14 protein-coding genes are annotated in these 21,018 nt (G+C 64.3%); 9 read left to right on the top strand and 5 right to left on the bottom strand.

What is annotated here, in order from left to right:
• Nucleotides 1–337 (bottom strand): DUF1045 domain-containing protein (locus tag Q1J79_RS06965; RefSeq protein WP_300298448.1); only part of this gene is annotated, 337 nt, incomplete at its 3' end.
• 168 nt (nt 338–505) lie between these two features.
• Between Q1J79_RS06965 and phnC the strand changes: the two genes are divergently transcribed.
• From phnC to phnE, 3 genes are read left to right on the top strand one after another with little or no spacing between them, the layout of a single operon-like run.
• Nucleotides 506–1,393 (top strand): phosphonate ABC transporter ATP-binding protein, encoded by an 888-nt coding sequence (gene phnC / locus Q1J79_RS06960; RefSeq protein WP_300298446.1) that lies wholly within the window; start codon nt 506–508, stop codon nt 1,391–1,393.
• Nucleotides 1,394–1,439: 46 nt separating this feature from the next.
• Entirely contained in the window at nt 1,440–2,417 is a 978-nt protein-coding gene (gene phnD / locus Q1J79_RS06955) for a phosphonate ABC transporter substrate-binding protein (RefSeq protein ID WP_300298443.1), read from the top strand.
• A 57-nt stretch (nt 2,418–2,474) separates the two neighbouring features.
• Nucleotides 2,475–3,287, top strand: coding sequence for a phosphonate ABC transporter, permease protein PhnE (phnE, locus tag Q1J79_RS06950; protein ID WP_300298440.1), 813 nt, complete (start codon nt 2,475–2,477; stop codon nt 3,285–3,287).
• Between the two features lie 80 nt (nt 3,288–3,367).
• Here phnE and Q1J79_RS06945 read toward each other — a convergent pair whose 3' ends face one another.
• Nucleotides 3,368–4,597: a TIGR03862 family flavoprotein gene (locus Q1J79_RS06945; protein WP_300298437.1), complete on the bottom strand. Its 1,230-nt coding sequence runs from the start codon at nt 4,595–4,597 to the stop codon at nt 3,368–3,370.
• Nucleotides 4,598–4,828: 231 nt separating this feature from the next.
• Between Q1J79_RS06945 and Q1J79_RS06940 the strand changes: the two genes are divergently transcribed.
• Nucleotides 4,829–10,384, top strand: coding sequence for an RICIN domain-containing protein (locus tag Q1J79_RS06940; RefSeq protein WP_300298434.1), 5,556 nt, complete (start codon nt 4,829–4,831; stop codon nt 10,382–10,384).
• 41 nt (nt 10,385–10,425) lie between these two features.
• Here Q1J79_RS06940 and Q1J79_RS06935 read toward each other — a convergent pair whose 3' ends face one another.
• Nucleotides 10,426–12,354 (bottom strand): hypothetical protein, encoded by a 1,929-nt coding sequence (locus Q1J79_RS06935; protein WP_300298432.1) that lies wholly within the window; start codon nt 12,352–12,354, stop codon nt 10,426–10,428.
• A gap of 143 nt (nt 12,355–12,497) precedes the next feature.
• Here Q1J79_RS06935 and Q1J79_RS06930 point away from each other — a divergent pair, with 143 nt between their 5' ends.
• The gene (locus Q1J79_RS06930; protein WP_300298429.1) at nt 12,498–13,760 is read left to right on the top strand and encodes a hypothetical protein; all 1,263 of its coding nucleotides are present in this window, start codon (nt 12,498–12,500) and stop codon (nt 13,758–13,760) included.
• 57 nt (nt 13,761–13,817) lie between these two features.
• On the opposite strand, the gene Q1J79_RS06925 is transcribed toward Q1J79_RS06930, so the two are convergent.
• Nucleotides 13,818–14,360: a PilZ domain-containing protein gene (locus Q1J79_RS06925; protein WP_300298426.1), complete on the bottom strand. Its 543-nt coding sequence runs from the start codon at nt 14,358–14,360 to the stop codon at nt 13,818–13,820.
• Between the two features lie 272 nt (nt 14,361–14,632).
• On the opposite strand from Q1J79_RS06925, the gene Q1J79_RS06920 reads away from it, so the two are divergent.
• The 3 genes from Q1J79_RS06920 to Q1J79_RS06910 all read left to right on the top strand — a co-directional run bounded on the left by Q1J79_RS06920 (nt 14,633) and on the right by Q1J79_RS06910 (nt 18,521).
• Nucleotides 14,633–15,760, top strand: a complete 1,128-nt coding sequence (locus tag Q1J79_RS06920; RefSeq protein ID WP_300298423.1) for a pentapeptide repeat-containing protein — start codon at nt 14,633–14,635, stop codon at nt 15,758–15,760.
• Nucleotides 15,761–15,873: 113 nt separating this feature from the next.
• On the top strand, nt 15,874–17,103 hold the full coding sequence (locus tag Q1J79_RS06915) for a pentapeptide repeat-containing protein (RefSeq protein WP_300298420.1): 1,230 nt from the start codon (nt 15,874–15,876) through the stop codon (nt 17,101–17,103).
• 197 nt (nt 17,104–17,300) lie between these two features.
• Nucleotides 17,301–18,521 carry a pentapeptide repeat-containing protein gene (locus tag Q1J79_RS06910; protein ID WP_300298417.1) on the top strand — a complete coding sequence of 407 codons (1,221 nt, stop codon included), beginning with the start codon at nt 17,301–17,303 and terminating at the stop codon, nt 18,519–18,521.
• A gap of 83 nt (nt 18,522–18,604) precedes the next feature.
• On the opposite strand, the gene Q1J79_RS06905 is transcribed toward Q1J79_RS06910, so the two are convergent.
• Nucleotides 18,605–20,062 (bottom strand): catalase, encoded by a 1,458-nt coding sequence (locus Q1J79_RS06905; protein WP_300298414.1) that lies wholly within the window; start codon nt 20,060–20,062, stop codon nt 18,605–18,607.
• A gap of 236 nt (nt 20,063–20,298) precedes the next feature.
• Here Q1J79_RS06905 and Q1J79_RS06900 point away from each other — a divergent pair, with 236 nt between their 5' ends.
• Nucleotides 20,299–20,859 (top strand): PAS domain-containing protein, encoded by a 561-nt coding sequence (locus Q1J79_RS06900; protein ID WP_300298411.1) that lies wholly within the window; start codon nt 20,299–20,301, stop codon nt 20,857–20,859.
• The last annotated feature ends 159 nt before the right edge of the window (nt 20,860–21,018 follow it).

Below are 21,018 nucleotides of genomic sequence, written 5' to 3'. Positions count from 1 at the left end.
CCGATGGCCGCAGGGCGATGAAACTGCCCAAAACCGCCACCTGCAACGACGGCAGCCGCACGGGGGCATGAGCGGCGGCAAAACGTTCCAGCGCCAGGATCAGCATGCCCTCGTCGCAGCCTTTGGCCAGCCGGAAAGGTGGTTTCAGCGTGCCATGGAAGCCATAACGCCGTGGCTCCGCGGTCAGTGCGGCGATGCGCGCCGGGCTCAGGCCCGCCGCCGGTTGCGGCGCATGCGGCTCACCGGTCTCCGGGTCCCAGCCGAGCCAACGAACGGCGAAATCATGCAGCGGATGCGTGGCCGGCGGAGCGGCATAGAGGGCGAAACGGGGCGCCATGGCAGGTGAATCCCTAGACAAGTCGGCAAAGGGTCTTGTTGGTAAGTGAACGGGTCGACAGGCCGCCAGGGATTTCACCCCGCCGTCGCCGAACCGCAATCGAACTGTCACATGGCATTGCTATAGCGCCCCATGATTGCGACGACACAGACCGCAGAGGGGGAGCGCATGCGCGCCGCCATCGAGATTGCCCATCTATCGAAAACCTTCCGGACCGGCAAGCGGGCACTCGACAATATATCCCTGACCATCCAGCCCGGCGAGATGGTGGCCCTGATTGGCGCCTCCGGCTCGGGCAAGTCGACTTTGCTGCGCCATGTCGCCGGCCTCACCGTGGGGGATCGCGACCAGCATGCCCAGATCGTGGTGGATGGCCGCATGGTGCAGGCGCAAGGAAGGCTCGGCCGCGGCATCAGCGAAACCCGCGCCGGCATCGGTTTCGTGTTCCAGCAGTTCAACCTGGTCGGCCGCCTGCAGGTGATTACCAACGTGCTGGCCGGCAACCTGGGCCGCATGCCGCTGTGGCGCAGCCTGTTCCGCCGCTTCACCGACGAGCAGCGGCGCATCGCCGTCGCCGCCCTGGAGCGCGTCGGCATCGCGCAATGCTCTTTCCAGCGTGCCTCGACACTGTCGGGCGGCCAGCAGCAGCGCGTCGCCATCGCCCGCGCCCTGGTGCAGCAGGCCAAGATCATCCTGGCCGACGAGCCGATCGCCTCGCTGGATCCGGAATCCTCGCGCAAGGTGATGGAAGCCCTGGCCGGCATCAATGAAACCGACGGCGTTACCGTGGTGGTGTCGCTGCACCAGGTGGATTTCGCGCTGAAATACTGCCGCCGGGTCATTGCCCTGCGCGATGGCAAGGTGATGTTCGACGGCGCGGCCGCGGCTGTCACCACGGCGCTGCTGCGCGGCATCTACGGCAACAACACCGATCTCGATTTTGGCAGCCTGGATGCCGACAACCTGCCGCCGCCGGCCGACGACAACGAGGCGCCGGCAGCATCCCCTGCCGCCGCCTCGCGCGCCGTGCCGCGCATGCTGCCGGCGCTGGTCTGAGCAAGTTTTTTAGTTCCGCAGTCACAACCAACCGGGAGACACACCTATGCTGCGCCGTACCATGCTGAAAGCCGCCGTTGCGGCCGTTGCGCTTGCCGCCGCCGGCAGCGCCCAGGCCGCCGACCTGAAGGAACTGAATTTCGGCATCATCTCGACCGAGTCGACCGCCAACCTGAAGCCGCTGTGGACCCCGTTCCTGGCCGACATGGAAAAGCAGCTCGGTATGAAGGTGAATGCCTTCTTCGCGCCGGATTATGCCGGCATCATCGAGGGCATGCGTTTCAACAAGGTGCAGATCGCCTGGTTCGGCAACGCCTCGGCCATCCAGGCCGTCGACCGCGCCGAAGGCGAGGTCTTCGTGCAGACCGTGGCATCCGACGGTTCGCCGGGCTACTGGTCGCTGCTGCTGGTGCATAAGGACAGCCCGCTGAATTCGATCCAGGACCTGATCAAGGCGCCGGGCAAGTATTCCTTCGGCAACGGCGATCCGAACTCGACTTCGGGCTTCTTGGTGCCGAGCTATTATGCCTGGGCGCAGAACAACATCGACATCCGCAAGCACTTCACCCGCGTGGTGACGGCCAACCACGAGACCAATGCCCTGGCCGTGGCCAACAGGCAGGTCGACGTCGCCAGCAACAACACCGAGAACATGGATCGCCTGCAGAAGACCCAGCCGGCCAAAGCCGCCGAAGTCAAGGCGATCTGGAAGTCGCCGCTGATCCCGTCCGACCCGATTGTGTGGCGCAAGGACCTGTCTGACGTCGACAAGAAGAAGATCAAGACCTTCTTCCTCAGCTATGGCACCAAGAGCGAAGCCGAGAAGAAGGTGCTGACCGCCTTGCAATGGGCGCCATTCCGGGAATCGTCGAACAAGCAGCTGCTGCCGATCCGCCAGCTTGGCCTGTTCCGCGACAAGCTGAAGCTGGAAGCCGACACCAACATGGCGGCGGCCGACAAGGCCAAGAAGATCGCCGAGATCGAGGCCAAGCTTGCCGATCTGACGAAGCAGATGGGTTCGTAATCCACCCGTTGCGGGGCGGCGTTGCGGCCGCCCCGTATTCCTCAAGCGAGGCCGTTCATGTCCGCCACTGCCGCCATCGTCCAGGACCATCCGATCCATCCACCCAAACCTGGTCTGAAAACCTCGCTCGGCCGCATGCTGGTCTACGCCCTGATCGCCGCCGCCGTTATCTGGTCCTACCGAGGCGCCGAAATCGCGCCGCAAAAGCTGTTCACCGATGCCGGCAACATGGTCACCTTCATCGGCGACTTCTTTCCGCCGGATTTTCATGAGTGGCGCTATTACCTCGACGAACTGATCGTCACCCTGCATATCGCCATCTGGGGCACCTTGTTGGCCGTGGTTTTCGCGGTGCCGTTTGGCTTGCTGGCCTCATCCAACATCACCCCGCCCTGGGTGCACCAGCCGGTCCGCCGCCTGATGGATGCCTGCCGCGCCATCAACGAGATGGTGTTCGCCATGCTGTTCGTGGTGGCGGTGGGCCTGGGGCCGTTCGCCGGCGCGCTGGCGCTGTTCGTGCATACCACCGGCATCCTGGCCAAGCTGTTCTCGGAAGCGGTGGAGGCGATCGACCCGCAGCCGGTGGAAGGCATCCGCGCCACCGGCGCCAACGCGCTGGAGGAGATCGTTTATGGCGTGATCCCGCAGGTGATGCCGCTCTGGGTGTCGTATTCGCTCTACCGCTTCGAATCGAACCTGCGCTCGGCCTCGGTGGTCGGCATGGTCGGCGCCGGCGGCATCGGCGTGGTGCTGTGGGAAGTGATCCGCGGCTTCCAGTTCGCCCAGACCTGCGCGGTGATGATCATGATCATCCTGCTGGTCAGCGCGGTCGACCTGCTGTCGGCGCGGATTCGAAAGTTTTTGATCTAAGGGTGCAATCGACCAGATTGCGGCCGACAACGCGATCCGCGCGATCCTGAACCGGTTTCAGCGACAGGAAAAACGGCCAGCTATGCCGGCCTGCTGCGCAGCCAGTCCAGCACGCCATGGCCGGCCGCCGCGCCGGTCGCCAGGCAGCCCTGCAGCAGATAGCCGCCGGTGGGCGCTTCCCAATCCAGCATTTCGCCCGCCACGAACACGCCGGGCCGGCGGCGCAGCATCAGGCGATCGTCCAGCTCGCTCAGCGCGATGCCGCCGGCGGTGGAGATCGCGCGCGCCAGTCCGAACGGCGCCGTCAGCCGCACCGGCAGCGCCTTGACCAGATCGGTCAGTGATGCCGTCGCGCCCGCATGCAGGGCTTCCTGCACCAGGCCGATGGCGACCGGCGGCAGGCCGATCTGCTTGCGCAGGAAATTGGCCAGCGAGGCGCCACGGCGTGGCTGTTCCAGCCGCCCGGCGAGCTCCGCCGTTGTCAGGTCCGGGCGCAGGTCGATATGCAGCAGGGCAGAGCCGTCGCGTGCAATGGCATCACGCAAAACGGCCGACAGCGCATAGACGGCGCCACCCTCGATGCCATTGGCGGTGATCATGGCTTCGCCCCGCACGCTCTGGCCAGCGAAGCAAAGCGCGATGCGCTTCAGTGGCGCGCCGGCATGGCGACCGCGGAGATGCTCCGACCACGCGACATGGAAGCCGCAATTGGCGGGTTGCAACGGTGTCAAAGAGATATCTGGGGCGATATCGGGCAGCAAGGTGGTCCAGCTGCCATCGGCGCCAAGCCGGGGCCAGGAAGCGCCGCCGAGCGCCAGCACCACCGCGTCGGCCTGGCAGGTGCGGCCATCGGCGAACCGGAGCGCGCCGTCGCCGGTCCAGCCGGTCCACTGCGCCCGCGTCACCAGATTGACGCCCAGCTCGCCCAGCCGCGTCAGCCAGGCGCGCAGCAGGGGGCTTGCCTTCATCGCGCGCGGAAACACGCGGCCGCTGCTGCCGATGAAGGTTGGCTGGCCCAGCTTTTCGCACCAGTCGACCAGCGCCTCGGGCGGAAAGGCAGCCAGCCGCGTGCTCATCCAGTCCGCCGCGGCGCCATAACGGGCGCGGAAACGCTCGGCCGGCTCGGAATGCGTGATGTTCAGGCCGCCCCGCCCCGCCATCAGCAGCTTGCGTCCCATGCTGGGCATGCGCTCGAACACGGTGACGCTTGCGTTGGCGCCGTCGCGGGCGATCACCTCGGCGGCCATCAATCCGGCGGGGCCGCCGCCGATCACGGCAATACGGTATTTTTCAGCAGCAGGGACGGTCATGGCCTCTTATGGCCTGCCGGGGGATCGGATGGCCAGCCGGACAGCCGGGGCAATGCGGGCCGGGCACGCCGTGGCAGGGCAGTCGACCGGGCTGCAGGGCTGTCCGCATCTGACGATAAGCCCCGCAAATCACTGGCGAATCGAGAGTCGTTAGGAATATTAACCTGTTGCGGCCTCCGCCCCTGTGGATAATTGTCCCTTCAACTAATTGGGGGCCTTGGGGGATATATTATGAGTCGTGTCTGGGGGGCGCGCTTGCGCGCCATGGCGGCGGTTGTCTGCGCGCTCGGTCTTTTTCTTGTTACCCCCGGTCATGGACCGGCGCTGGCGCAGCAGGCCAGCGATACGTCGGGCCTGCTTGATGCGAAAGTGCCGGCCGGCAAGGCTACCGTCGACCGGCTGAGGACCGTGCTGGACCAGGTGCGGCAGCTGCCCGAGCCTTACCGTTCGATCATACCGGCACGCTTCGCCCGCTTCGCCGAATCGGCATCGAACAGCTGGACCTATTCCGGCGGCGTCTCGGCGCTGGGCCAGCAGCTGAATTTCACCGCCACCATTGCCGTCGCGCCGCAGGACCCCGCTGCCGGCGAGGCATTGCTGCGCATCGATGCCACCCTGGGCACCAATATCCAGCTCCCCGCTGGGCTGACGCTCAAGCAGGGCACGCTGACCATGGTGGTCAGCCCCACCTATACCGTTGCCGCGGCGCTCCGGGATGTCAGCATCAGCATGAATGATGCGACGTTCGTCGCCGACATCCCGTTGAAATCGGGCAACATGGGTGACGGCAGCTACACGCTGACCGGCAACGCCACGCTGGGCCAGATGTTCCCGCCGCTGGCCAAGGCGCCGAAGGTCAACGAGATCGCGCTGCAGAGCCTGACCGTGAGTGCCCTGCAGGGCGTGCAGGCGCTGTTCGCGCTGAAGGGCAAGACCTTCACCGTCACCGGCCAGCAGGGGAGCTACCGGCTGGAAGCGACGGATGACAATCCTCCTGCCGTGGGCGACCTCATTCCCGGCGGCGACCTGATCCCGTTCCTCTCCGACGTCAAGACGCAGCAGATCCGGATCACGACCGCGCCAGCCAGCTTGTCGATGGCCACCACCTACAACAACCGCCAGGTCAACCTGCACATGGGCTCGGGCCAGTTCAGCCTCACGGCCGCCCTGCCGCTCAGCATGGTCCTGCCGATGCTGCAGGGCATTCCGGTCGCCGACCTGACGCAGCTCACCTCGGTATCGCTGGATGACCAGAAGGCGGTCTTCAATGGCAGCTATAACGGCAAGGCCGTCTCGATCACCCGCACCCGCGGCAAGGATGCGACGCTGGACATCGCCGCCGGCGGCCTCGGCCTCGGCGACTTGGTTCATAACGCCGCGCAGAGCGGGCTGGACCAGTATGTCCAGCTCGAAACCATCGAGGTGGCTGCCGATCACGTTGCCGTCGACATGAAGGTCAATGGCAACGACACCGAGGCCTATGTGCTGCGCAACCAGCAGGGCGGCGGACAGGCGGCCTTCTTCTATTTCAGCAAGCTTGATCCCGCCACGTTCATCCCCAACAGCGATGGCAGCGGCCTGACCGGCGTCGGGCTGAACAACGCGCTGGTCGCCTTCGGCCAGACCAACCGGACTTTCACCCAGGCCGATCTGCCCGGCGATCTTGGCGGCAAGGTCACATTGCCCAGCGGTTCCAGCTTCACGATCGCGCCGGATGCCGCCGCCCTGACCGGCACCTTCGACCTGAGCGCGTCGAAAACCCTGGTCTCCGCGCTGTCGGCGATCAGCATCACGCAGACCAGCTTCCCGGTCAACGGCACCTTCCACAGCGACACGATCCGGCAGATTCCCGGCACGGCCAAAAACACCGTCAAGACCATCGGCAATGCCGACAAGTCCAGGCTGCTCAGCCGGCTGAATCTCTCGGTGCCGATGAGCCTGCCGTCGCTGCCCGGCCTTGATGCCTATGTATCGCTGGGCGGCCCGCTGGTTCTGGCCATCAAGGGCAACAATGACAGCGTGAATCCGCGCGCCGACCTGAGCGGCGAATTCCCGGTCAGGATGACCATCGACAATTCCGAGATGGATCTGATCGCCAGGCTGGACATGGACAAGGGGCTGAACGGCCAGGGCAGCGCCAGCAGCATCTCGATCGCGCTCGACAAGGCCTGGAGCCAGCCCTTCGGCGTGCCCGGCATCGTGGTCAACAGCGGCAGCTTCGTGGTTGACCTGACCAACAAGAGCGTAGCCGACCTGTCGCTGAAGGGCAGCGCCAGCTATGCCGGCAAGAACAATGTCGATGTCACGGCGAGTTTCGTCCGCGCCAACGACAAGCTCAGCTTCAGCTATTTCGAATTCGACGCCAGCCAGGGTTTTCCGCTCTCCGGCCTGCCCGGTTTCGCCAGCATTCCGCATGCCGACGGCTTCGTGGTCGACACGATCAAGCTGTCGCCCAGCGGCATCGAAGCCAAGACGATGCTCAGCAACGTGCATGTCGATGCCTTCATCTTCAAGGATGCCACCGGCGGCGCGGTCTTCGCGGTCGACCAGCAGGGCCTGAAGCTGGTCGATCTGCTGCCGCCGCTGTCGAAGACGCCGCTGAAGAATCTGAAACTGGGCAATGCGGCGCTGATCGTGTCGGAAAATGGCATGAGCGGCGACCCGAAATCCGTGCCGGCCACGGCGCAGGACCTGTTCAAGGATATTTTCGGCACCTCGAATGTCGGCCTGGCGCTGCCCAAGGGCGTGGCCCTGCTGTCCCGGGTGGATTTCTCGCAATCCGGCCTAGTCGGCACCGCGCTGCAGAAAATCGGCGTGCATGCCGACACTGCGGTTGTCATGGGTGCGGTCAGTGGCCTGTTCGGCAGCGGTTCGCCATCGCTCAGCCTGTCGATCATGATGGATCAGCTCGGCAATACCACCGGCCTGCCCAAGAACATGAACTACAAGGCCGGATCGCAGCCCGGGTTTTTCATCAACTGGGCCGGCGACGAGGTCGATCTCGGCGTCCGTACCGCCATGATGGTGAAAGCCGGCAGCGACCTGCTGGAATTCGAATCCTCGGTCGAGGCAACCTTCAGCGACACCGGCGTCGGCCTCGAGGTGATCGGCGGCATGGATGGCACCTGGCATAAGCCGTTCGGCATCCAGCCGCTGACGCTGTCCGACGTCAAGCTGGAAACCAGCATCGACGTGCTGGGCAATGTCAGCCTCGGTTTCAAGGGCGCGCAGACCTTCGGCCAGGAAAGCCTCGCCGTCGCCACCAAGATCAAATTCGCGCTGGAGGCGGAAGGCCTGCCCGATGCGGTGGCCTTTTCCGGCACCGCCGACGTGGTCGGGCCCGACATGCTGCTCGAGATCGCCCAGGCCGCCACCGGCGGCAAGCTTGACCTGGAGAAAATCAAGCTGCCGGTCTTCAACATCAAGCAGTTCAATATCGCGCTGGCCACGCCGGGCGCCACCGATGCCCAGCTCGGGCTGGTGTCGGAAGGCGTCGCCTTCGCCGGCATCTTCAATTTCATGGGCCAGGACCTGGGCAGCGTGAAGGGCTCGGCGGGCACTTCGGGCCTGAAATTCGACGGCGCGCTGACCGATATCGCCTGGGGTCCGATCAGCCTGAAGGGCAACAACCTCGATGTGGCAGTTTCGGCGCAGCCCAAGATTGTCATCAATTCGAATGTGAAGGTGCTGAACGCCTATCAGCAGGTGGAGGTCGATCTGACGCCGCCGACGCTCGACATCACGGTGATCGAGGATCTGGGCGATTTTGGGAAAGGTGAGCTCAAGGTCGACGTGAAGGCGGTCGATCTCAGCAGCGGCCGGTATATCGCCGATGCCGATTTCGACATTACCGGCAAATTCCAGTCCGACCTGGTGCCGCGGCTGAAACTGGTGATCAAGGACGGCGCCCGGGCGCTGCGCGATGCGGCCAACGGCAAGCTGAACGACGACATGCAGGCGCTGAAGGACGCGCAGGGCAAGGTTGACGCGCTGAACCAGAAGATCGCCGATGCCAAGGCCAATATAGACCGCGAGAAACAGCAGGCGCAGTCCAAGATCCAGGCCGCCGAGAACCGCGTCAATTCGCTGAAGGGCGAACTGTCGCATGACCAAGACCGGGCGGATCATTGCGGCAATCGCGTCACGCATCATTTCTGCCGGCCATACTGGGAGGTCCGCAAGGCGGCCACCGAGGCGGCGATCGCCGTTGCCGATGGAATCCTGGACGCCGCCAAGGCGGCGGCCAATGTCGCCTTTGATCTCGATCCGACGTTGCTTGCGCTGGAAGCCCAGCGCGACAGCGAACGGCTTGGCCTGTCGATCGCCATGGCGGTAGTGAAGGGTAGCGAAGACGTCGTCAACGCGGTGACCGGGCCGTTCCAGCAGGCGCTCGACAAGCTGCTCGACGACATCCCGTTCACGATCCAGGAGGTGTTCTTCGCTGGCGACCTGAAGCAGATGATCGAGCGCGACACGCCGCTGCTGCTCGACATGCAATACACCCTCGTGGGCAATCAGCGCCGCGACTACCTGGCCTTCAAGCTGAAGGACTGGAAGTTCAATGCCGAATCCTTCGCCATCCTGCCCTCGCTGGTGGCCGAGAAGGTGGTCGACGATCTGGCCGGCTCGCTGCCGCCGAAGGTCTCCGACTGGCTGAAGAGCCATATCGGCACCGAACTGGCGGCCGCCAGCGACGACGTGCGCGACGAAGTCATGAAGGCGGAGACCAAGTTCGAGAACACCCTGCAGGGCATGGAAACCAACACCGGCCGCTACCAGGCGTCGGTCGACAGCCTGACCCAGCAGCGCGTGCAGACGGCATCCGAACTCGGCACCACCGATTTCCTCGGCCCCAGCCAGCAGTTTGACCGGACCTATCTCGCCGTTGGCCACAGCTCGCTCTGCTTGGCGGTTGCCAATGATGGCGTCACCGTGCATCAGGAAAACTGCAAGGACGGGAGCACCGAGCAGTGGCAGACCAGGCCGGTGGACGATTACGTCCAGCTGAGCGCCAGGGGCCTGTGCCTGCAGGCGCAGGATGATGCCGCCGCGAAGGACCAGCAGGGCGTGCGGCTGATGCTGAAGGCCTGCGATGCCAATGACCGCGACGAGCACTGGAAGATTTCGACCTACGACAACCTGTATTCGCAGATCGTCAACCGCGCCTCGCAGAAATGCCTGCATTTCGACAGCGAGAATGCCCGGCCGGAAACCGCCAGGGCCGTGTGGACATCCTGTCTCGGCATGGACAGCCAGACCTTCCGCGCCATTCCGGATGCCGAGCGGCCGACCTTCGTGGCCAAGGCATCCGCCCTGGCGTCGCAGGACAATGTCTGCTTCTGGTTCAAGCCGAATGCCGTCATCGGCGTTTACGGCAGCGGCTCCTGCGCGCCGTACGGCAAGAACCAGGCCCTGAAGGCCAATGAGCCGCAGCTGGCGGCCTTTGATTATGTCGAGATGGTGGATGGCGGCATCAAGCTGATCCACAACATGGCGCACATCGCGGGCGTGAATCAGGCCCAGGCCGGCGACGGCATGTGCGTCTATGGCGCGGCCGGATCGAATTTCTTCGACCAGGCCTGCACGCGCGCCGATGGGCTGATCTACGATATCGACGAGGTGCAGCAGCATTTCATGCTGCGCCAGCGCAGCAGCAATCTGTGCTTCGACACGGCCGATGTGCAGCTGGGTCCGAATTCGATCTCGCCCGGCCCGTTCCTGAAGCCCTGCGACCGCACCAGGCCGTCGCAGCTGCTGCGCTGGGCGCCGGCGCGCACCGACAGCTGAAGCCGGCTCCGGGGGGCGGTGGCGCCGCCCCCCGGATGCCGCTAGAAATACAGCATCTGGAAGAAGTTCTGCATCACGCGGTCGAGCCCGTCGCGTTCGCGCCAGTTGTCCATCTGCATGTCGCCGCTGCGGAACTGCCGGTAATAGTCGGAATATTCCAGCCCGGCAAAAACCGCATCCAGATTGGGCCGGATGCCCTGGCGCTGCTGCAGCTCGGTCTTGAACTTTTCGTCCTGCGGCTGTTTCAGGGCTTCCTGGCGGGCGCTTTCCGCCGTGCTGGGGCCTTCCAGGAAACGCGCCTTGCGCGGCGTCAGCAGGATCAGCACCGACCGCTTCACCGTCTCCTCGGTGCGTTGCGAGAACAGGTATTGCAGGCCCGGCACGCGGTCGAGCACCGGCACGCCATCGCGCTGGCGGTTATTCTCGTTTTCCGACAGGCCGCTCAGGATCAGCGTCTCGCCGAAGCGCAGCTTGGCGGTGGCCGCCACCGAAGTCTTGGTAGTTTCGGAGAAGGCGGTGAAGCCGACCTCGGCCGAGCGTTCCTCAAGGAAGGAGCGTTCGGCGCTGACATCGATCATCACCAGCTCGTCGTCGAGGAATTGCGGCGTCACCTTGAGATTGATGCCGATCGGCACCTGTTCGATGGTTCCGTAGGTCAAGCTGCTGGTGAGCTGTACATGCCACACGCCACCGGAGAAGAATTCCGAGGTCTTGTTCTCCACGGCCAGCAGCGATGGCCGGGCCAGCACCTCGGCGCGTTCGACCCCGTCGTTGAAGATATTGAGGTTGTAGGTCAGGCCCGCCAGCGTGAAGGTCGGGTTGATGGTGTGCGAAACATTCGTGCCGGTGCTCGTGCTGCCGTCAGACTTGCCGCGCTGGTAGTTGTATTCGTAAAGCGTGCCGGTCAGCGTTGCCTGCAGGCCAGACAGCAGGTTGACGCCCTGGCGGGACGAACGGTTTTCCTCGGTGCGGATAATGGCGACATCGACCAGCACCATCTTCGGGCCTTTTTCCGGCGCCGGCGCGGCCTGTGTGGCAGCATTGCGGATGCCTGGCGTCGAACCGGCTGCAGCGCCCGGCGCGGGGCCGCCAACCGGACCCTGGATCACGGCGCCGCGCGGCACGGCCGGCGGCGCCGGGGCCTGGCTCTCCCGCGCGCGTCGTCGCTCCTCGAAGGGCTGGGCGTCGGAGAAGGCGAATTGCGGCAGGCCGTTGCGCTGGAAATAGTCTTCCCATTCCCCCACGCGCCGCTGCACCGCCTGGTAACGCGGCCGCAGGGTCTCCGCCTGGCTGGTGGATTGGCTGTAGGCGACCAGACTCTGCCTGGCATCGTCGAAATGGCCCGATGCGGCATAGGCCAGCGTGGCGTTGCGGCGCACCGTGGCATCGCCGGCCGCGACGGGTTCCAGCTTCTTGGCGGCCCAGGCGGCCATGCCGAGATCGCGAGCGGCATAGGCGGAAGCCAGCAATCCTTTCAGCAGCTCGGGATTGTCGGGCTGATACAGCGTGCCATAGGCGAAATAGTTTTCCGCGTCGACGTAACGCTGGCCGCGATAGGCGATATGGCCCAGCAGATAGGCGGCCCAGATATTGTCGGGGTCGAATTTCAAGGCCAGCAGATAGCCGGTTTCGGCCAGTTCCAGATTGGCCAGGTTGCCGTCTTCGGCGCGCAGGTGATAGGCGAGGCCATTGAGGAAATGCAGCACGCCATCGGTAGGGTTGCGTTTCAGGCCACGCTCGAAAACCTCGTTGGCGCCGGCAGCCTGGCCCTGCCGCAGCAGCCTGACGCCGTCCTGGATTTCCGCTTTCGCCGGATGATCCGAAGGCAGCCGTTCGGCCATGTCGACATAGTCGACCCTGCCGCTGGCCGACTGCCCGCCGAATTTTGCGAAATCGGTAACGCAACCAGCCAGAGCCAGCGTGGCGATAGCCGTCGCGGTCGCGGCCAGGCCGCGTCCACGCGTTTTCATGCTGTCGGAATTCATCAATCCCCCCGGATCGGTACCACCCTCAGGCTACGGTATATATTGCCAGCCGCCGGTGAGCGAGTGCAAGATGCTGAAATAACTGCCTTCCGCAGTCCCGCTCCGAATCCCGTCCGCTTGCTTCACCCATGACAGAACCGGCCGCCAACCCCCCCGCAGACAGCCTGCTGCGGCGCAATTTCGGCCTGGGCATCGCCAATGGCACGCTGGTCGATGCCAGCGACCAGATCGCCAGCCCGAATATCGTGGTGCCCTGGCTGCTGCATGCGCTGGGCGCGTTTCCTTTCGTGGTGTCGGCGGCGGTGCCGCTGGTACGCGCCGGCCAGCTGACGGCCAGCCTGGCGCTGGGGCCGGCGGTGGTCCGTGCGCCGCTGGCGAAACTGCTGGTCGGACTGGCCACGTTCGGCAAGGCGGCGGCGCTTGGCGGCATGGCGGCTTCGGCCTGGCTGCTGCCGCCCGTCGCGGCGGCTTTCGCCATTGTCGCCCTGCTGCTGGTGGTCGGGCTGGCCAATGGCCTTGGTGGCCTGGGGTTCCGTCAGCTTGCCGCCAAGGCGATCCCGGCGCATCGGCGCGGCGCGCTGCTGGCTTTGCGGCTGGCGGCTGGTGGCCTGCTCACCGTCATATTGCTGGCGTTCTTTTATATTCATCATGATGCGCCGCGCAGTATCGACGGCTATGGCTGGAAGCTGCTGATCGCAGCCCTGTGTCTGGCCCTGGGCGCTTTCGCCATTCTGCTGTTCTTCGAAACCCGCGGGGCCGGGCCAGGCGCGAATACCGGCAGCGCCACGCCCGCGCTGGCCGACGGTTTCCGCCTGGCTAGCCGCTCAGGCTGGTTCCGCTCCTATCTGCAGATGCGCGGCGTGGCGCAGAGCATCGACATGACGGTGCCGTTCTTTGCCATCCATGCCGCCAATGTCACTGGCGCCGCCCATGCGCTCGGCCTGTTCGTGGCCGCCTCCACCCTGGGCGGCGCGCTGTCCGGGCTGGTGCTGGCGCGCATTCTGGATCGCCATGTCCATTTGGTTTTGCGCGCCGCGCCGGCTTTGGCATTGCTGGCCGCGGTCTATGCGCTGGTGCTCGACCTGCATCTGGGCTGGCGCAGCGCCGAGGCCTATGCGCCGGTTTTCTTCGTCGCCGCCGTGGCCGGGCAATCCTACTGGCTGGCCTGCGACACGCTGGCCCTGCGCAATCTGTCGCTGACCGAATTGCCGCCGGCCAGTGGCCTGGCGGCTGCGGTGGCCAGCGTCTCGGCCATGCTGATGGCGCTGATCTTCGGCGCCATCGCCCACGGCACCCATGTGCTGCTGGCCATCGGGCTGCTGGCCTTGCTCCTGGTTGCCGGCATGCTCTGTATCGAGCGGGTCATCGCCACGGCGCCGGAAAAACCCTGATCGCGGCGCCAATGCCGCCAGGCTTCAGTGCGGCCTGAATGCAGGCGTGCTTTTCGGTTATTTGGGTTTTGTGGTCCCGGGCTTCGGCGTCACGTCATGCGGCCGGCCGGCGTTGAGCATCAGCAGCGCCATGTCGTCCAGGTCAGCCGAGAGCCGGCCGAGCGTCACGCCGCCGGCATGCAGCAGGCAATGCACCCCCAGGTCGCTCACGGCCTTGACGGTGGCGGCCACCGGCTTGGCCTCGTTGGCCAGTTTCAGCTTGATGCGGCTGCCCGGTTTCAGGTCCAGCTTTGGCGCGAACAGGCAGCCCTCCAGCGACAGGTTGGTCACCGTGCCCTCGATGCTGCCGCCGGCATGATCCAGTCGGGCCGTGATGCGGGTGTCGCGCCGGTCGAAGCGCCGCCGGTTGGCCGGCGCGGCCTTGGCCTTGGCCTTTGTTCTGGCCCCAGCTTTGGGTTTTGCCGTCTTGGCCTTCGGTTTCACCGCCTTGGTCTTCGGCTTGGCCGTTTTTGCCTTTGGCTTTACCGGCTTGGCTTTTGGCCTGGCAGCCGTTTGGCTTTTGGCGGGCTTTTTGGTGGCTTTGCGGCGAACGGCGGCCATAACGCGCTTCTCTCCTTGCATCACGCGCTACAGTAGCGAGGCCTCCTGAAAGAGGGAAGGGCGAATAACATGTTGAGCCGATGACAAAAAGCATGGCGATGCCGGCGATGATTAACTAAAGTGGCAGAACCGTTTCACTGATCGTTCACAGAAAAAAGCCTGCCATGTCCGCGCGGATCCCGCCGGAGCCCGTCGTCTGGGCCTTATCACGTCACAATGCCTATCTGAACAGCCGGCCCGGTGGCGTGCGGCTGCAGCGGCGCAGTGAGGATATGTCCGATCTCAAGCTTGATGGCGCCGTGCTCGACGATGCCATCCTGCCGGGCTGCAGCTTTGCCGGCTCGTCGTTGCAAGGGGCGCAGTTCCTGCGCGCCGACCTGTTCGGCTGCGATTTCACCCATGCCGACCTGACACGCACCCTGTTCGACCGGGCCGATCTGCGCGGCGCCAATTTCCTGATGGCGACCCTGAAGCAGACATCATTCCGCCAGGCTGACCTGCGCCCCGGCCAGATCGTGCGGCATGAGAAGGAAGGCGAGGAAAAGCAGGAAGACGTGCCGGTCAACATGTCCGGCGCCAATCTCGACGAGGCCAACCTGGGTCATGCCCATCTCGACCAGGCCAATCTGAGCAATGCCAGCGCGGTCGGCGCCGCCTTCGTCGGTGCCTCGCTGTTTGCCGTCAACCTGACCGGCGCCGACCTGTCCGGCGCCGATTTTTCCGGCGCCAGGCTGAAGGACACAACCTTCGTTGGCGCCAATCTGGATGGCGCCAAGCTGGCCGGCTGCGATCTGCGCGGCGCCAACCTGCGCAGCGTCGATCTGACCGGCGTTGATCTCACCGGCGCCAATCTTCAGGGCGCGGTCTATCGGACCCAGGTGCAGCTGCCGGCCGAGATCGAGGCCAAGATGGCCGCCCATGGCAAATGGATCGCGTCCAATGGCCTGTCGGGCGAACGCGCCGTCTTCAGCAACATGAAACTGCCTGGGGTGGATTTTTCCAGCTGCGACCTGCGCGCCGCCGTTTTCCATGACACCAATCTGGCCGGCGCCTATTTCACCCGCAGCCAGCTGTTGTTCACCAGCTTCGTCGGTGCCGATCTGCGCAAGGCGAATTTCGACCAGGCCACCCTGGGCGGGGCCAATTTCTCCGGTGCCCTGCTGGCCGGCGCTGTGTTCCGCGGCGCCCAGCTGGTCGGGGTCGAAATCTATAACGCCCTCAACCAGCGGACTGGCAAGACGATCTTCCCCCGGTTCGAGAATGCCGACCTGACCGGCGCCGATCTGCGTGGTGCCGTGGTGGAGGGTGTGGATTTCGCCAGCACGGTTTTCGACAAGGTCAATATCGGCGGCGCCGATCTGCGCCAGTGCACCGGGATGCGCAGCGGGAAACGTGGCTGATTTCCGGCAAAATATCTCAATATTAATGGGTTTTCTTAATCACAGTTAGCGGTTGCGAAGTATTCCTGCGTGTACTAGCGTTCGGAGGAATTTACCAGCAAGCGTTGTTTTTTATGCAGGATCGTTCCCTTCCTTCGCACGATGTCCAGGTTGTCCTGTCCCGCCATGCCGCCTTTCTGGCCGGCCGGCCGGGCGGCGCCCGGCTGCAACAGCCCGGGGGGCAGTATGCCAATCTGCGGCTGGACGGCGCCATCCTGGACGATGCCATCCTGTCGCGCGCCACCTTTGGCAACGCTTCTCTGGCCGGCGTGCAGCTCCGCCGCGCCGACCTGTTCTGCGCCGATTTCCAGAATGCCGACCTGACCCGCGGCGTGCTGGATCGCGCCGATCTGCGTGGCGCCAATCTCGGCCGCGCGCTTTTGCGCCATGCCTCGCTGGCCCAGGTCGACCTGCGCCCGGGTCAGATCATGCTGGCCGAGACCAACGAGAGCAAGCAGGTCAACGCCAACCTCGATGGTGCCAAGCTGGATGGTGCCGATTTCAAGAATTCCCAGCTCGACAACGCCAGCATGGCGGTATCGTCCGCCGTCGGCGCGTCCTTCGGCAATGCCAGCATGTTCGCCGTCAATCTGGCTGGGGCTGATCTGTCTGGCGCCAACCTGGCCGGTGCCAAGCTGAAGGACGCCAACCTGATCGGTGCCAATCTCGTGGGCGCCAAGCTGAAGGGCTGCGACCTGCGCGGCGCCAACCTGCGCAATGTCGATCTCAGCAAGGTCGATACCGAAGGCGTCGCGCTGCAGGGCGCCATTTACCGCAAGGGCGACGCGCTGCCGGCCGAAATCGAGGCACTGCTAAAATCCCACAGCACCTGGATCGCCACCAATGGCGCGGAAGGCGAACGCGCCATCCTCAGCGAGCGCAATCTCGAAGGCTGCAATTTCGGCGGCTGCGATCTGCGCGGCGCCGAATTGCAGGGCGCCTCGCTGCAGGGCGCCGATTTCTCAAATGCGCAGATGATGTTCGCCAGTTTCGTCGGCGCCAATCTCGAGAAGGCCTGTTTCGACATGGCCGATCTGAGCGGCACCAATTTCTCCCGTGCCAGCCTGGGCGGCAGCCGCTGGCGCAGTGCCCGCGTGGTGGGCGTCGATCTCTATAACGCGCGCAACCAGCGCACCGGCAAAGTCATCTATCCGCGGTTTGAGCAGAGCGATCTCACCGGCGCGGATTTGCGCGGCGCCATCCTGGAGGGGATCGATTTCTCCACCACCAAAATGGACAGGATCAACATTCAGGGGGCGGATCTACGGCAATGCGTAGGCATCGCCGGCGGGCGCCGGGATTAATCCGTAAACAGACGCTGTAGGTTAACGGATCTCAACTGTTGGGCGGCGGGGTGGCTGGCTACAGTTTGCCTGGCTGGATGTCGCACCAGACCGGAACCGGCCGGCGGAATCATCTTGCAGCTGTTCTGAGTCTGATCTTATTCTGGTTGGTAGAAAAAGATCTTTAGACGTTCTCGTATAAAGAGGATATGCCGCCCATGGGCGAGCTGAAATTTCCGCCTCAGCAACTTACCGTGGCCCTGTCGCGTCATGCAGCCTGGGCCGGCGGGCGTTCGGATGGCGAGCGAATCCAGCGGCGCGGCGAAGACCTGTCTTTCCTGCGGCTCGACAATGCCAAGCTGAATGACGCGATCCTGGCGCGCTGCCTGTTTACCGGCGGCTCGCTGGTCAAGGCCGAGCTGCGCCGGGCCGACCTGTTCGCCGTCGATTTCATGCGCGCCGACCTGTCGGGGGCGATCCTTGATCGCAGCGACCTGCGCGGCGCCAACATGATGAAGACCATCCTGCGCGGCGCCTCGCTCAACCAGGCCGATCTGCGCCCGGGCCAGATCGTGGTCGATGATGGCAGCACGCGGGAACGCTCGGCCAACCTGAGTGAAGCCAAGCTGGACGGCGCCGATCTGCGTTCCGCCCAGCTCGACGAGGCCAATATGTCGGTTTCGTCGGCGACCGGCGCGAATTTCGCCAATGCCAGCATGTTCGCCGTCAATCTGGCTGGCGCCGATCTGTCGGGCGCCAATCTCACCGCGGCCCGCCTGCGCGACGTCAATCTGCTCGGCGCCAAGCTGGAAGGCGCGCTGCTGCAGGGCGCCGATCTGCGCGGCGCGAATCTGCGCAACGTCGATCTCAGCAAGGTCAATCTGAAGGGCGTCGATCTTTCGCATGCCACCTACCGCAAGGTGGCCAGCCTGCCGACCGATATCGAGGTGTTGCTGCATGCCCATAGCCGGTGGATCGCCACCGGCGGCAAGGAGGGCGCGCGGGCCGTGCTGAACGGCAGGAAGCTGGCCGGCTGCGATTTCTCCAGCTGCGACCTGCGTGGCGCCGAAATGCATGGCTGCGACCTCAAGGCGGCTGATTTCTCCAATGCCCAGCTGCTGTTCGCCAGTTTTCTCGGCGCTGACCTGAAACAGGCCAATTTCGACCAGGCCGATCTGGGAGGCGTCAATCTCGCCAATACCAATCTGGCCTCGGCCACGTTCCGCGGCGCCAAGCTGGTCGGCGCGCCGTTGTTCAGCGCCAGTCACCAGTCGACCGGGCGCACGCTGTATCCGATTCTGATCGATGCCGATCTGACCGGCGCCGATCTGCGCGGCGCCGTGCTCGACCATGTCGATCTCAGCCGCGCCAAGCTGGTCAAGGCGAATTTCGCCGGCGCCGACCTGCGCGATTGCGCTGGCATCAGCGGCGCCGCCTGATCTCTTCATAACGGAAAACGGCCGGCACAAAGCCGGCCGTTCCCTGACCGCAGCGGCAGAGGAGCCTGTTCCGCCGTGGCCTTTCAGTCTGCCAGCCCCAGGCGCTTGGCGACGCCGGCGCCATAGGCCGGATCGGCCTTGGCGAAATGGACGACCTGGCGCTGCTGGATCGTTTCCGGCACGCCGGTCATGGCGGCGGCGATGTTATCCATCAGGCGGGCCTGCTGGGCCGCATCCATCAGGCGGAACAGCGCGCCGGCCTGGCCGTAATCGTCATTGCCGTCGCGATGGTTGTAGCGGTCGGCATTGCCGTCGATGCGCAAAGGCGGTTCGGCCACCGAAGGATCCTGGCGAGGCCCATGCATCGAGTTCGGCTCGTAATAGGCATCCGGATTGCCGGTATCGTTGCGGAAGAACCGCATCGCGCCATCCTTGTGATAATGGTGCACCGGACATTTCGGCTGGTTGACCGGCAGGGCCTCGTAATGCGTGCCCAGGCGATAGCGATGCGCATCCGCGTAGGAGAAGATGCGGGCCTGCAGCATCTTGTCGGGCGAGAAGCCGATGCCCGGTACGATGTTGGATGGCGAGAAGGCGGCCTGCTCGATCTCGGCGAAATAATTCTCCGGGTTGCGGTTCAACTCCATCACGCCGACCTCGATCAGCGGGTAGTCGCCATGTGGCCACACCTTGGTCAGGTCGAAGGGATTGTATGGCGTCCTCGCCGCGTCGGCTTCCGGCATCACCTGCACATACAGGGTCCAGCGCGGATACTCGCCCTTGTCGATCGAGCCGAACAGGTCTTCCTGATAGGTCTCGCGCGACCTGCCGACAACCTGCTCCGCTTCGGCATTGGTCAGGTGTTTATGGCCCTGCTGGGTCTTGAAATGGAATTTGATCCAGAAGCGTTCGCCATCCCTGTTCCAGAAGCTGTAGGTATGGCTGCCATAGCCGTTCATGAAACGCGGGCTGGGCGGCAGGCCGCGATCGGAGAACAGGATGGTGATCTGGTGCAGGCTCTCCGGGCTCAGGCTCCAGAAATCCCACATTGCGGTCGGTGAGCGCAGGTTGGTTTTCGGGTGCCGCTTCTGGGTATGGATGAAGTCGGGGAATTTCAGCGGGTCGCGGATGAAGAAGACCGGCGTGTTGTTGCCGACCAGATCCCAGTTGCCGTCCTCGGTATAGAATTTCAGGGCGAAGCCGCGCACGTCGCGTTCGGCATCGGCGGCGCCCATTTCGCCGGCCACCGTGGAAAAGCGGGCCAGCATCTCGGTTTTCTTGCCGACCTCGGAAAAGATTCCGGCGCGGGTATAACGCGTGATGTCCCTGGTGACGGTGAAGGCGCCGAAGGCACCCCAGCCCTTGGCATGCACGACCCGCTCGGGGATGCGCTCGCGATTCTGGTGCGCCAGCTTTTCGATCAGCTGGTAATCCTGCATCAGCACAGGGCCGCGCGGGCCGGCGGTCAGTGAATTCTGGTTATCGGCAATCGGGGCGCCGGCGGTGGTCGTCATTACCGGGCAGACGGGTTTCTCGGACATGGACAGGACTCTCCTCTTCAGGGCGGCGGCGGTGTCCGCGCGCCATGGAGCAGAGCCTAATCATTGCAATTAAATAGAAGAAATTGATTGTTTTCAATTTTGTGATCGATTTATACGATTAAAGATGGCGACGGCAGATCGGCCATTGCGGGAATCCTCCAATCCCACACATAGTTACGGCTGGAATGTGGATATGCCCCCAGGCCGCAGACTGGCCGCAGCGCGGGAAGCCCATCATGCGTTTCGCCGAAAAAATCGACGAGGACGACCTCAGGCAGCTTTATTTTTACTGGCTGTCGAAGAAGACCAGCCGGTTTCCGCCGCAGCGCGCGGCCATCGATCCGGCCGAGATCCGGCGCCTGCTGCCCGCGCTGTTCATCATCGAGGTCGATCACGAGCAGGAGCGCTTCCGCTACCGGCTGGCCGGGGCGGATGTCGAGGCGCTGGTGCAGGCCAGGCTGCATGGCCGCTGGCTCGACGAGGCTTTGCGCTCGCCGTTGCGCGAATTCTTCGACGAGGGGTTCTGCATCGCCGCCTTCGGCAGGAAGGTGCATTACCGCCGCAACACGCTGCACCTCGCCGGCCGGCCCTATATTCGCTATTCGCGGCTGCTGCTGCCGTTATCGGAGACCGGTGATCAGATCGATCATCTGCTGGGCTGCATCAAGCTGGATGGCGATATCCAGGCACGCAATCCCAGCCAGGTGGAAGAGCATGAAATCACCATCAGCGATGTCGCGACGTTTGAGCTGGATGCCTATGAAATGCCGCCCGGCGGAATTCAGCTGAGTGACTAGGCGGCGCGTGTAGAATCTGGTGCCGCGGCCTGCGGGTCAGATTTCCACCTGGCTCCAGGGGATGCTGCCCAGTGGCACATCCTTCAGTTTGTCAACGAAGGGTTTGGCGCCGATGTAGACCGGAGCCAGGCTGACGCCCTTGGCAACCAGCACGACTTC

Source organism: Ferrovibrio sp., assembly GCF_029255545.1.
Taxonomy (GTDB): Bacteria; Pseudomonadota; Alphaproteobacteria; order Ferrovibrionales; family Ferrovibrionaceae; genus Ferrovibrio.
This window is presented reverse-complemented; position numbering and strand designations above follow the sequence as displayed.